Below are 12,283 nucleotides of genomic sequence, written 5' to 3'. Positions count from 1 at the left end.
GAGAACTGCGGCCGGACGCGGCGGTCGCGACTGGCTATAGTCGCTCCCGGCATCCGACAAGAACGGCCAGCCCGCAGGCGGCCAGACAAACATACCGTGGCCCACCCGGCGCTCAGAATCCTGCACATCACCGACACCCACCTGTTCGCCGAGGCGGACGGGCGGTTGCGCGGCGTGGACACCTGCAGCAGCCTGCAGGCCGTGCTGGAGGCCGCCACCTCCGGCCCCTGGCCCGCGGACGCCATCCTCGCCAGCGGTGACCTGAGCCAGGACGAGAGCGCCGGCGCCTACCAGCGGTTCCGCGGGATGCTGGCGCCGCTCGGCGTTCCCGTCTGGTGCCTGCCCGGCAACCACGATGCACCGGCACGTCTGGCCGACGCACTCGCCGGCCCGCCCTTCCAGGTCGGCGGCGCCGTGGTCGCGGGCAGCTGGGCCATCCTGCTGCTCGACAGCTGCATCCCGGGCGAGCACGGCGGCCGGCTCTCACGCGCACAACTCGCCTGGCTCGCCGACGCGCTCGAAGAGCACCGCCAGCGCCACGTCCTGATCGCCCTGCACCACCACGTGTTGCCGCTGCAGAGCCGCTGGCTGGACGAGCTGGGGCTGGCCAACGCCGCCGAGCTGCTGGCGATCATCGACCGCGCGCCGCAGCTGCGGGCCGTGGTGGCCGGCCATGTGCACCAGGCCTCCGACATCGATCGCGCCGGCGTGCATTTCCTCACCACGCCCTCGACCTGCTTCCAGTTCCTGCCGGAGGCCGCCACCTTCGCCGTGGACAGGCGCCCTCCCGGCTACCGATGGCTGGAGCTGCATGCGGACGGACGCCTCGACACCACGGTGGCCTGGATCGAGCCACCGCAGTAGCGCCGGCACGGGCGCAGCGTCGCGCGGCCGTCGCGGCAGCGACCGGCTGGTGTACCCTGCGCCCATTGCGCCATGGACGCGAAGGGCCCCGCGATGAGCCACCCGCTGCGATACCCGGCCGCCCTGCTGGCGGCGGCGATCCTGCTGTTCCAGGTCCCTGCTGCGCGCGCGGATGCCCTGCCGATGTGGGAAGTCCAGGGCGCGGCGAACCGCGTGGCCATCCTCGGCTCGATCCACTTCCTCAAGCCGGGCCGCGATCCGCTGCCGCCGGCGGTGGTCGAGGCCTACCGCAACGCGGATGTCGTGGTCATGGAGATCGACCTCGACGACCTCGATCCGGCCGCCGCCCAGGCCAGCCTGCAGCGCCTCGGCATCGACCCGCGGGGCCGCACGCTAGAGGAACTGCTAGGACCGCGCGCCTACGGGGCCGCGCAGGCCAGCGCCCGGGCGGCGGGCATCGAGCTCACCCTGCTCCAGGGCTTCGAGCCCTGGCTCGCCGCGATCACCGTGACCCAGCTGCAGCTCGAGCGGCTCGGCTATGACGCGGACTCGGGCGTCGAGCGCCAGCTGCTGGAGATGGCGCAGCGGGACCGCAAGGAGATCCGCGGCCTGGAAACCGTGGAGCAGCAGTTCGCCGCCATGGACTCGCTGCCACCGGCCGCGCAAAGCGCCTTCCTGCTCGAGACCCTGGATGATGCCGCCACGATGGCCGACCAGGTCGATGCCATCGTCGCCGCCTGGAAGAAGGGCGACACCCGTGCGCTGGAATCCGAGTTCCTCCACGGACTGAAGGAGCAGCCCGACCTCTACCGGCGCATCGTCGTGGATCGCAACCGCAGCTGGGCCACCCGGCTCAAGGTGCTGCTGAGCGACCGCCACGACTACCTGGTGGTGGTCGGCACCCTGCACCTGGTCGGACCCGACAGCCTCATCGGCATGCTGGAGCGCGCGGGTTACGCACCGCGGCAGGTGGTGGTGCCGGCCGCCGGACCGGCGGACTGAGCAGCGCGCCGCTCAGTCCACCACCAGGTCGAAGTCTTCCTTGCCGGCGCCGCAGTCCGGGCAGCGCCAGGACAGGGGCAGGTCCTCGAAGCGCGTACCCGGGGGATGGCCACGGGCGGGATCGCCGACTGCCTCGTCGTAGACATACCCGCAGGTGAGACACATCCAGTTGCGCTTGCCCGGTGGTCCGGCGTTGCTCATAGGCTTGTCTCCCGGCGTACCAGCGGCCGTCAATCCGCAACGAAACGCGCCGCCAGCGCGGCAGCCAGCGCGGCGCGGATGCCCTGGAAGCCGCCGTTGCTCATGATCACGATGGCGTCACCCGCCCGCGCCTCGGCGGTGACGGCGGCGACGATGCCGGCCGTATCGCGGCACAGGCGCGCCGTGGGCGTCGGCGCCAGGGCCTCGGCCAGGTCCCAGGAGAGGCCCTCCGGCTCCAGCACCCAGCTCTGGTCGGCCAGCGCCAGGGCCGGCGCCAGCTCGGCACGCTGCGCGCCGAGCTTCATGGTGTTCGATCGCGGTTCGGTCACCACCAGCACGCGCTGCGGTCGCAGCGACCGGCGCACCGCGGACAGCGTGCGGGTGATGGCCGTCGGGTGGTGGGCGAAGTCGTCGTACAGGCTTACCCCACCCCAGCGGCCGAGCAGTTCCAGGCGCCGCTTGACGCCGCGGAAGCGGCCGACGGCCGCCAGCGCGGTGGCGACATCGACGCCGGCCGCACGGGCGGCCAGTATCGCCGCGGTGGCGTTCTCGGCATTGTGGTCGCCCGCGAGGCTCCAGGCCGTGGCGCCCTGCGGTGCCCCGCGGCGCTGCAGCCGGAAGCCCGTGTCGTCGGCGATGCCGGTCCAGCCGGCGTCGACCCCGGCCTGGCTCGAGAAGGTCTCGAGCGGCGTCCAGCAGCCGCGGGCCAGCACCTCGGCCACGTTGGCATCCTGCGCACGGTGAATGATGGTGCCGCTGCCCGGTACGGTGCGCACCAGCTGGTGGAACTGCCGCTGGATGGCGGCGAGGTCCGGGTAGATGTCGGCGTGGTCGTATTCGAGGTTGTTGATCACCAGGGTGCGCGGCCGGTAGTGCAGGAACTTGGCGCCCTTGTCGAAGAACGCGGTGTCGTATTCGTCGGCCTCGATGACGAAGGCCGGCCCCCGGCCGAGCCGCGCCGAGACACCGAGATCGGGCGTCACGCCGCCGATGAGGAAGCCCGGCTCCTGGCCGGCCTCGCTGAGGATCCAGGCGGCGAGGCTGGTGGTGGTGGTCTTGCCATGCGTGCCGGAGATGGCGATCACGTGGCGCGTGCGCAGCACCTCGCGGGCCAGCCATTCCGGACCCGAGCTGTAGGGAATGCCGCTGTCGAGCAGTTCCTCCACCACGGGCATCCCGCGCGTCATCACGTTGCCGACGACGACCATGTCCGGCCGCGGCGTCAGTTGCCCCGCGGCGCAGCCCTCGGTCACCGCGATGCCCAGGGCGGCCAGCTGGTCGCTCATCGGCGGATAGACGCCACGATCCGAGCCGGTGACGCGATGGCCCGCCTCGCGGGCGATGGCCGCCACTCCTGCCATGAACGTGCCGCAGATGCCGAGGATGTGGACGTGCATCAGCCGGACGGGGGCGCGAACATCCCCGATACCTCGTAGCTCAGGATGAAATACACCAGCGCGACGGCGAGCCCGACCCCGTAGCCGCCCGACAGGGCACGCGCAGCGATGTGCGCCTGCACGATGATGGACCAGAGCAGCAGCGCCAGCAGGCCCAGGCTGGGACCCGCCGCGGTCTGCCCTGCGGCTCCGGCCAGCTTGGTCAGGTACACGAGTGGCGCCTGGGCCAGCGCCAGCAGGGCGCCGGTGCCGGCCAGCGCCGTCAGCGTCTGGCGATAGCGCGGCGCATGGCCCGTGAAGCGCAGCAGCGCCCAGAAGACTCCGGACAGCAGCGCACAGTCCACGGCGATGGCGGCGGCGGCCGTGGCCGTCGGGCCGAAGATGATCCCGGCGACCGGCAGCTGGGCGAGCACGTAGGCCGCGAGCGTGAGGCCCAGCAGGAATCGGGAGTCCGGGAGGTCTTCCGGGCCACGCCGGCGCAAGACGATCTGGAGGAATGCCTCGAGCAGCGCAAGCATGGATCACGGACGGCAAAGTGTTGAGTGGCGGACATGATCCTCTACACTTCCGCCCATGCCAACCCCTGACATCGCCGTCCGCTTCGTGGCCAGCCAGGCCGGCCTCGACGAGGCCTGCGTCGCCATCTCGCAGTCCGCCAGCCTGCCGATCGACACCGAGTTCGCCCGCACCGACACCTTCCGGGCACGGCTTTGCCTGATCCAGGTCGGCACGCCCGCCGGCGCCTTCTGCATCGACACGCTGGCCGGTCTCGACCTCGCGGCACTCTGGCAGGCCATCGCGGCATCCGGGCGCGAGAAGGTGATGCACGCGGCCAAGCAGGACATCGAAGTGCTCCTGCAGTGCTTCGGCGCACCGCCGGGCCCGCTGTTCGATACGCAGGTCGCCGCCGGCCTGCTCGGCCACCCGCCCCAGGCCGGATACGCCAGCCTGGTGGAGGCGGAACTCGGCCTGCGGCTCGACAAGTCGCAGACACGCACCGACTGGACGCGCCGGCCGCTGACGCCGGCGCAGGTCGACTACGCCGCCAACGACGTCGCCTGGCTGCCCGAGCTGGCCGGGCGCCTGCGCCAGCGGCTGGTGGCGGCCGGCCGCGAAAGCTGGGCGCTGGAGGACAGCGCGGCGCTGCTCGATCCCGGCCTCTACAGCCTGCGCCCGGAGCGGGCCTGGGAGCGGCTCGGCGGCCTGGAATACCTGCCCGCGTCGGTGCAGGCTCGCGCCCGGCGACTGGCCGCCTGGCGCGAGCAGCGCGCCGACGACAGCGACCGCCCGCGGCAGTGGATCCTGGCCGACGCCGCGCTGATGGCGCTGGCCGCGGCCAGCGTGCGTGATGCGGCCGGCCTGGAAGCGCTGGGCCTGCCGCCGGGGCTGGTGCGGAATTCCGGTGCGGCGATCCTCGCCGAGCTCGATCGCGCCGACGCCGGGCTGGCCGATGGCCTGCTGCCGGCTCCCGTGCAGCAGGCGCGGCCGGCGCCGGCGGACAACGGCCAGGTGAAGCGGCTGGCGGCGGTGGTGCAGAAGGTCGCGGGAGAACTCGGCATCGCGCCGGAGATCCTCGCCACGCGCGGCGACCTGGCGGCGCTGCTTCGCGGCTCGCGCGAGCTGCGGCCGTTGCGCGGCTGGCGCCGCGCCATCATCGGCGACGCGCTGCTGGCGGCGCTGCCCTGATTCAGGCGGCGAGGCCGAGGGCGCGCGTCAGGCGTGCGTACACCTCGTCCATGCCACCTTCGCCGGCCACCCGGCGCAGCAGGCCCTGCTTCTCGTAGTAGGGCACCAGCTGCTCGGTCTGCTCGCGATAGACCCTGAGGCGGTTGTCGATGGTGGCCTCGTTGTCATCGGCGCGCTGCACCAGCGTGCCACCGGCGCCGGTGCAGGCATCGAGCTCGGCCTGCGGCGAGAAGTGGATGTTGAGCAGCTTGCCGGTCAGCGAACAGGTGCGCCGCCCGGTGATGCGCTTCCTGAGGATGTCGAGGTCGACGTCGAGCAGCACCACGGCATCGAGCGACTGGCCGATACCGGCGAGTTCCGGACCCAGCGCCTCGGCCTGCGCCAGGTTGCGCGGAAAACCGTCGAGGATGAAGCCGCGGCGTGTATCGGGCGCAGCCAGCCGCTCGCGAATGAGTTCCAGCACGATGTCGTCGGACACCAGGGCGCCGGCGTCCATCTTCGCCTTGGCCCTGAGGCCCGCCGGCGTGCCGCGCCTGACCGCATCGCGCAGCAGGTCGCCGGTGGACACCTGCACCATGCCGTGCTCGGCCATGAGGCGCTGGGCCTGCGTGCCCTTGCCGGCACCGGGAGGACCGAGGAAGACGATGCGCATGACTCTCCGCCTGGACAAAGCTGACGTGGAAACGGCGTCACCGTAGCGCCCCGCCCCGGCCGGGTCAAACGCGCCGGGCACTGTGCTAAGGTGCTGACCGACCCCAGCGGCAGCCCGGGCACCAGCACCATGCCGAAGAAGAATGCCTTCTACGCCCAGTCCGGCGGAGTCACCGCCGTCATCAACGCCAGCGCCTGCGGGGTGATCGAGACGGCGCGCCGCCACCGCTCGCGCATCGGCCGGGTCTATGCGGGGCGCAACGGCATCCTGGGCGCGCTCGACGAGGAGCTGATCGACACCGGCAGGGAGAGCGCGCGGGCGATCGCCGCCCTCAGGCACACCCCCGGGGGCGCCTTCGGCTCGGCCCGCTACAAGCTCAAGGGCCTCGAGCAGAACCGCGCCGAGTACGAACGGCTGATCGCGGTGTTCCGCGCCCACGACATCGGCTACTTCTTCTACAACGGCGGCGGCGACTCGGCCGACACATGCCTGAAGATCTCGCAGCTCGGCGCGAAGCTGGGATTTCCCATCACCGCCATCCATGTGCCGAAGACGGTGGACAACGACCTGCCCCTCACCGACACCTGCCCCGGCTTCGGCTCGGTGGCGAAGTACGTGGCGGTATCCACCCGCGAGGCAGCGCTGGACGTCGCCTCCATGGCGAAGACCTCCACCCGGGTCTTCATCCTCGAGGTCATGGGCCGGCATGCCGGCTGGATCGCCGCGGCTGCCGGGCTCGCCGGCAGCGGTGCCGGCGAGCCACCGCACATCATCCTGTTCCCGGAGATCCCCTTCGACAGGGCGGCATTCCTCGCCCGGGTCCGCGAATGCGTGTCGCGCCACGAGTATTGCGTGATCGTCGTCAGCGAAGGCGCACGCAACCCGGACGGCCAGTTCCTTGCCGATGCGGGCACCACCGACGCCTTCGGCCACAAGCAGCTCGGCGGCGTGGCCGCGGTGGTCGCGGAGCTGGTACGCAGCGAGCTCAAGCTCAAGTACCACTACGCCATCGCCGACTACCTGCAGCGCTCGGCACGGCACATCGCCTCGAAGGTGGACGTGGAGCAGGCCTACGCCGTGGGCAAGGCCGCGGTCGAGCTGGCGCTCGGCGGCCACAATGCCGTCATGCCCACCATCGTCCGCAAATCCGACAGGCCCTACCGCTGGACCATCGGCACCGCTCCGCTGGCCCGCGTCGCCAACCGCGAGAAGATGATGCCGAGGCACTTCATCACGGCGGACGGCTTCGGCATCACGGCTGCGGCCCGCCGCTACCTCGCCCCCCTGGTGCGGGGCGAGGACTACCCGCCCTATCGCGACGGCCTGCCCGATTACGTCAGGCTGCGCAACATCCCGGTACCGAAGAAGCTGCCGCCCCGGGGCTGAGCGCAGCCCCGGGAAGGACCGGGGCAGGGTCCGGGAAGGCCGGCCGGTTTTTTGCGTCAGGGGGCACTGATGCTATGATGCCGCGCCTTTTTCGCGGCCGCGCCGCAACCGCTCGCAGAAGCGGAAACCCGCATTTTTGGGGAGTGATACCGAATGTCCACTGAACTGGCTCTCTGGCTGGCCATCGGCGCCGGCATCCTGGCGATCCTCTACGGGATCTTCTCGGTCCGCTGGATCCTGGCGCAGTCCGCCGGCTCCGAGCGCATGCAGGAGATCGCCAGCGCCATCCAGGCGGGCGCTGCGGCCTACCTCAACCGGCAGTACATGACCATCGCGGTGGTCGGCGTGGTGCTGGCCATCCTGCTCGGCATCGCCCTGGATGCGCCGACGGCGGTCGGCTTCGTGGTGGGCGCGGTGCTCTCCGGCGCCGCCGGCTACATCGGCATGAACATCTCGGTGCGCGCCAACGTACGCACCGCGCAGGCGGCGAGCGTGGGGCTCAACCCGGCGCTGCAGATCGCCTTCCGCGGCGGCGCCATCACCGGCATGCTGGTGGTGGGCCTGGGCCTGCTGGGCGTCGCCGGCTACTTTGCCGTGTTGCGCGGCATGGTCGGCGACGAGCATGCGCTGCATGCGCTGGTGGGCCTGGCCTTCGGCGGCTCGCTGATCTCGATCTTCGCCCGGCTCGGCGGCGGCATCTTCACCAAGGGCGCCGACGTCGGCGCCGACCTGGTGGGCAAGGTCGAGGCCGGCATTCCCGAGGACGACCCGCGCAACCCGGCGGTCATCGCCGACAACGTGGGCGACAACGTGGGCGACTGCGCCGGCATGGCGGCCGACCTCTTCGAGACCTACGCCGTGACGCTGGTTGCCACCATGGTGCTGGGCGGCCTGCTGTTCAAGACCGCCGACGGCTCGCTGGACCTGGCCTACATCGCCTACCCGCTGGTGCTGGGCGCGGTATCGATCGTCGCCTCGATCATCGGCACCTTCTTCGTCAAGGCCGCCGAGGGCGGCAAGATCATGAACGCGCTCTACCGCGGCGTGATCGTCTCCGGCGTCATCGCCCTCATCGCCTTCTACCCGGTGACCACCGCCATGATGGGTGCCAAGGCCGGTGCCCTGTTCGGCTGCGCGGTCATCGGCCTGGTGCTGACGGGCGTGCTGATCTGGATCACCGAGTACTACACCGCCACCGAGTACGCCCCGGTGCGCTACGTCGCATCGGCTTCGCAGACGGGCCACGCCACCAACATCATCGCGGGGCTGGCTGTCTCCATGAAGTCCACCGCGCTGCCCGTGCTCGCAGTCTGTGCCGCCATCTGGGGCGCCTACACCCTGGGCGGCCTCTACGGCATCGCCACTGCCGCCACCGCCATGCTGTCGATGACGGGCATGATCGTCGCGCTCGACGCCTACGGCCCGATCACCGACAACGGCGGCGGCATCGCCGAGATGTCCGGCCTGCCGAAGAGCGTGCGCACCATCACCGACGCGCTCGACGCCGTCGGCAACACCACCAAGGCGGTGACCAAGGGCTACGCCATCGGCTCGGCCGGCCTCGCCGCGCTGGTGCTGTTCGCCGACTACACGCACAAGCTGGAGATCGAGGGCAAGCTGCAGGCCTTCAGCCTGTCCGACCCGGCGGTGATCATCGGCCTGTTCATCGGCGGCCTGGTGCCCTACCTGTTCGGCGCCATGGCCATGGAGGCCGTAGGCCGTGCCGCAGGCTCGGTGGTGACCGAGGTCCGCCGCCAGTTCCGCGAGATCAAGGGCATCATGGAGGGCAAGGCCAAACCCGACTACTCCAAGGCGGTGGACCTGCTCACCCGCGCGGCGATCAAGGAAATGGTGGTGCCCTCGGTGCTGCCGATCCTGGTGCCGGTGGCCCTGGCGATGCTGGTCAACCTGGCGATGGGTCCGGGCGCCGGCATCCGCGCACTCGGCGGCATGCTGATCGGCACCATCGTCACGGGCCTGTTCGTCGCCATCTCCATGTGCACCGGCGGCGGTGCCTGGGACAATGCCAAGAAGTACATCGAGGAAGGCAACTTCGGCGGCAAGGGCTCGGACACCCACAAGGCCGCGGTCACCGGCGACACCGTCGGCGATCCCTACAAGGACACCGCCGGCCCGGCCATCAACCCGCTGATCAAGATCATCAACATCGTGGCGCTGCTGCTGGTGCCGTTGCTGTGAGGCCCCCGCGCGGGCTGCGGGGCCTGGTGTGGCCGGCAGGTGCAGGGGCCCCGCGCCGCGGGGCTTCTCGCTGAGCGGTACGGCAGCGGGGACCGCCCGATTCAGCCAGCGCCGGCAACTCCGCTCCTGCAGCGCCTGACGGGCGCCTTGCGCGAGTTCGGCCTGTTCGAGGGCTGCCTGTACCTCGCCTCCGGCCTGCTCGACCGGATCAGCCGCGGCCGCTGCCGCCTGGTCCGCTACCACATCGTCGCCCAGCCGGTTCCACGGCCCGCGCCACCGCCGCCGAATGCCTCGCTGGCAGTGCGGCTCGTCGCTGCCGGTGATCCGGTGACCGGGCAGTTTCCACGCGAACGGGCGGTCATCGCGCGCCGCTTCGCCGACGGCGCCGAATGCCTCGTCGCCGAGAGCCGGGGACGCTTCGCCGGATTCCTGTGGATCGCCCGGCGGCACTACGAGGAAGACGAGGTGCGTTGCCGCTACGAGCTGCGTGATCCCGGGCAATGCGCGTGGGACTTCGACGTCCACGTCGAACCCGCGTTCCGCCTCAGCCGCGCCTTCGCCCGGCTCTGGGAAGGCGCCAATATCCACCTCGCCGCCGGCGGCGTGCGCTGGAGCCTGTCGCGGATCTCGGCGTTCAACCCGGGCTCGCTCGCGGCGCACCGGCGCCTCGGTATCCGCAGGCTGGCGAGCGCCACCTTCCTCGTCGCCGGTGGACTGCAGCTCTCGCTGTTCAGCACCGCGCCCTTCGTCCACTTCGGCTGGAGCCCGCACACGCGGCCCATCCTGCGCTTGCACCCTCCGGCAGCGTCGTGACCCGCGCCGCTTCGCCCATGGTGCCCTCAGGACGGCTTCGCTAAGCTATCGGCCGGCATCGTCCCGCTGACCATTGCCCCGGGCACAGGAACCGATGGACGCCAGCGCCGATACGCTGCAGGCTTTTTTCGACCGATGGACCGAGCCACTGGCGCTCACGCAGCTGGTGACGCTGGTGGTGGCCGTGATCGCCGCGCTGGTTGCCTCCCGCGCCGCGCATCGCTGGCAGCAGCGCCGCGCGCGCAGGCCTGACGCGGTCCGCTGGCGTGCACGGCTGGTCGAGGGCCTGGCGATGCAGGCCGGCTTCCTGGCCGCGCTGCTGCTGATGCTCACCGCGCGCGCCGCGCTGGCCGCGGGCGGCCTCGGCACGCGCCTGATCGACACCGCGCTGCAGCTGCTGGCGGCGCTGATGCTGGTGCGCCTCGGTGTCTACCTGCTGCGCCTGCTGTTCGGCGATCGTGGCTGGGTGCGGGCCTGGGAGCTGCGCGTCACCGCGGTGCTGTGGCTGGTGGTCGCCTCGCAGCTGGTCGGCTGGTTCGGCATGCTGGAGAGCGTCCTCGACGCCATCGACCTCCTGCCCGGCAAGGCGCAGTTCACGCTATGGGCGCTGCTCAAGGGGCTGGTGGTCATCGGCGGCTTCGCGCTGATCGCCTCGGTGGTGGCGCGGGCCATCGAGCAGCGTGTCATGCGCATCGAGAGCCTCGCCATCTCCACCCGCATCGGCATCACCAAGTCCACGTATTTCTCGCTGGTCGGACTCGGCGTCATGCTGGGCATCAACGCCGCGGGCGTCGACCTCACGGCGCTCACCGTGCTGACCGGCGCCATCGGCCTCGGCCTGGGCTTCGGTCTGCAGGCCATCGCCAGCAACTTCGTCAGCGGCTTCGTGCTGCTGATGGACAAGTCCATCAAGCCGGGCGACGTCATCAGCTTCACCGGGCATACCGGCACCAGCACCGAGAACTTCGGCTGGGTGGAGGCGCTGCGCGGCCGCTATGTCGTGGTGCGGGACCGCGATGGCGTCGAGACGCTGGTGCCGAACCAGCAGCTGATCATGAATCCGGTGATCAACTGGAGTTACTCGGACCGTCGCATCCGGCTCAAGCTGCCGGTGCGCATCAGCTACCGCGACGATCCGGAGCTGGCGCTGGAGATCCTGCTGCGCGCCACGGCGGGCCACCGGCGCGTGCTGCACGAGCCGGCACCGGTATCGCGGCTGATGCAGTTCAACGAGATCGGCATGGACCTGGAGCTGCGCTTCTGGATCTCCGACCCGCAGAACGGCGTCAACAACGTGCGCTCGGACGTCAACCGGGCGATCTGGCGCCTGTTCCGCGAGGCCGGCATCACCATGCCGGTCGCGCAGCGCGAGGTCCTCGTCTACTCCGCCGACCAGGGCCTGCCCCGCGGCACGGCCCCCGCGCTGGACGCGCCCGCCGGCAAGCCGCGCTGAAGCAGATCCGCGCGCGGGAAATTTACGCTGCCGCGGATTTGGCGCAGACTATGCAGCCACGGGTGGTTCGATTCCCGATTCACCCGCACCCCGTCCCGTAATCGAGGAGCAAGCCATGACTTTCCGTACCCACGGCATGATGCTGCCGTTTGCGCTGGCCGCACTGGTCGTTGCACCGGGCTGCGCACCGAAGAAACCCGCCGACGCGCCCCCTGCCGCCAGTGCCCCGGCCGCAGCGCCGGCTCCGGCCCAGACGCCGGCTGCAACCGACACCGCCAGTTCGCCGGCACCCGCCGCGACCACGGCTACGTCGACCGCCGAGGGCGAGAAGGTCTTCCAGACCTATTGCGTCAGCTGCCACGGCACCACCGGCAAGGGCGATGGCCCGGCGTCGGCGGGCCTCAATCCCAAGCCGGCGGACTTCGCCGATGCCATGTTCAAGTACGACGTCGACGGCAATGGCAGCAAGGGTGACATCGCCGACATCAAGGCCATCGTCCACGACGGCGCCGCCAAGCACGGCGGCTCGCCGCTGATGGCCCCCTGGCCGATGATCTCCCCGGACCAGCTGCAGTCGCTCGCCGAGTACGTCAAGTCGCTGCACCGCTCCTGAGGGAGCGCCTGCACCCC

At 71.0% G+C, this 12,283-nt stretch carries 12 protein-coding genes; 8 read left to right on the top strand and 4 right to left on the bottom strand.

The features are described 5' to 3' along the window. Nucleotides 1-96 precede the first annotated feature (96 nt). Together cpdA and HRU81_00800 are read left to right on the top strand one after the other, a co-directional pair. The gene (gene cpdA, locus HRU81_00805; GenBank protein ID QOJ30768.1) at nucleotides 97-864 is read left to right on the top strand and encodes a 3',5'-cyclic-AMP phosphodiesterase; all 768 of its coding nucleotides are present in this window, start codon (nucleotides 97-99) and stop codon (nucleotides 862-864) included. 93 nt (nucleotides 865-957) lie between these two features. Then, entirely contained in the window at nucleotides 958-1,866 is a 909-nt protein-coding gene (locus tag HRU81_00800) for a TraB/GumN family protein (GenBank protein ID QOJ30767.1), read from the top strand. A 12-nt stretch (nucleotides 1,867-1,878) separates the two neighbouring features. Here the strand turns inward: HRU81_00800 and HRU81_00795 are convergent, their stop codons facing one another. From HRU81_00795 to HRU81_00785, 3 genes are read right to left on the bottom strand one after another with little or no spacing between them, the layout of a single operon-like run. Next, nucleotides 1,879-2,067 (bottom strand): rubredoxin, encoded by a 189-nt coding sequence (locus tag HRU81_00795; protein QOJ30766.1) that lies wholly within the window; start codon nucleotides 2,065-2,067, stop codon nucleotides 1,879-1,881. A gap of 29 nt (nucleotides 2,068-2,096) precedes the next feature. Next, the gene (gene mpl / locus HRU81_00790; protein QOJ30765.1) at nucleotides 2,097-3,464 is read right to left on the bottom strand and encodes a UDP-N-acetylmuramate:L-alanyl-gamma-D-glutamyl-meso-diaminopimelate ligase; all 1,368 of its coding nucleotides are present in this window, start codon (nucleotides 3,462-3,464) and stop codon (nucleotides 2,097-2,099) included. Next, a complete protein-coding gene (locus HRU81_00785) occupies nucleotides 3,464-3,982 on the bottom strand; it encodes a hypothetical protein (protein ID QOJ30764.1) in 519 nt (172 codons plus the stop codon). The genes mpl and HRU81_00785 overlap by 1 nt, the downstream gene beginning before the upstream one ends. A 55-nt stretch (nucleotides 3,983-4,037) precedes the next feature. Here HRU81_00785 and HRU81_00780 point away from each other — a divergent pair, with 55 nt between their 5' ends. Further along, nucleotides 4,038-5,150, top strand: a complete 1,113-nt coding sequence (locus tag HRU81_00780) for an HRDC domain-containing protein (GenBank protein QOJ30763.1) — start codon at nucleotides 4,038-4,040, stop codon at nucleotides 5,148-5,150. 1 nt (nucleotide 5,151) lies between these two features. Here HRU81_00780 and HRU81_00775 read toward each other — a convergent pair whose 3' ends face one another. Beyond that, nucleotides 5,152-5,802, bottom strand: coding sequence for an adenylate kinase (locus HRU81_00775; protein ID QOJ30762.1), 651 nt, complete (start codon nucleotides 5,800-5,802; stop codon nucleotides 5,152-5,154). Nucleotides 5,803-5,931: 129 nt separating this feature from the next. Here HRU81_00775 and HRU81_00770 point away from each other — a divergent pair, with 129 nt between their 5' ends. From HRU81_00770 to HRU81_00750, 5 genes are all read left to right on the top strand, one after another. Beyond that, nucleotides 5,932-7,188, top strand: a complete 1,257-nt coding sequence (locus tag HRU81_00770) for a 6-phosphofructokinase (GenBank protein ID QOJ33217.1) — start codon at nucleotides 5,932-5,934, stop codon at nucleotides 7,186-7,188. Nucleotides 7,189-7,341: 153 nt separating this feature from the next. Further along, nucleotides 7,342-9,387, top strand: a complete 2,046-nt coding sequence (locus tag HRU81_00765) for a sodium-translocating pyrophosphatase (GenBank protein ID QOJ30761.1) — start codon at nucleotides 7,342-7,344, stop codon at nucleotides 9,385-9,387. Between the two features lie 147 nt (nucleotides 9,388-9,534). Next, on the top strand, nucleotides 9,535-10,200 hold the full coding sequence (locus tag HRU81_00760) for a GNAT family N-acetyltransferase (GenBank protein ID QOJ30760.1): 666 nt from the start codon (nucleotides 9,535-9,537) through the stop codon (nucleotides 10,198-10,200). A 94-nt stretch (nucleotides 10,201-10,294) separates the two neighbouring features. Beyond that, nucleotides 10,295-11,653: a mechanosensitive ion channel gene (locus HRU81_00755; GenBank protein QOJ30759.1), complete on the top strand. Its 1,359-nt coding sequence runs from the start codon at nucleotides 10,295-10,297 to the stop codon at nucleotides 11,651-11,653. Between the two features lie 115 nt (nucleotides 11,654-11,768). Then, nucleotides 11,769-12,266, top strand: a complete 498-nt coding sequence (locus tag HRU81_00750) for a cytochrome c (protein QOJ30758.1) — start codon at nucleotides 11,769-11,771, stop codon at nucleotides 12,264-12,266. Nucleotides 12,267-12,283: the final 17 nt, after the last annotated feature.

Source organism: Gammaproteobacteria bacterium, assembly GCA_015709695.1.
In the GTDB taxonomy this organism is placed as follows: domain Bacteria; phylum Pseudomonadota; class Gammaproteobacteria; order Steroidobacterales.
This window is presented reverse-complemented; position numbering and strand designations above follow the sequence as displayed.